General features: G+C 33.0%; 1 protein-coding gene. It reads right to left on the bottom strand.

Annotation, left to right across the window (positions count from 1 at the left end; translation table 11 throughout):
* On the bottom strand, window positions 1-261 hold a 261-nt coding region (locus tag FOF46_RS32250; RefSeq protein ID WP_167572059.1), incomplete at both ends, for a hypothetical protein.

The following is a 261-nucleotide window of genomic DNA, read 5'->3' as shown; positions in this document are numbered from 1 at the left end:
TCCACCTTTATATGACTAGGAAAATTCAGATAAGCTTTTATAGTATAACTACCTACAGTGTTAATATTCAATGTCTTTTTATAGGTCGATACAACATTGTTACCCACTTGTGTATTAAGGTTTGCTAGTTGAAATCTAAAACTGGGAGGTAACGGAGAAAACGTTTGTTCTAAAAACATCCCTGTATCCCAAATCAGTTTACTATTAATAGGATCACTAAAAAAATCACCTGCATAAGACAATCCAGCATGTTCAAATCCT

The sequence above is a fragment of the Aquimarina algiphila genome, from assembly GCF_007489275.1.
GTDB classification, from domain to species: domain Bacteria; phylum Bacteroidota; class Bacteroidia; order Flavobacteriales; family Flavobacteriaceae; genus Aquimarina; species Aquimarina algiphila.
This window is presented reverse-complemented; position numbering and strand designations above follow the sequence as displayed.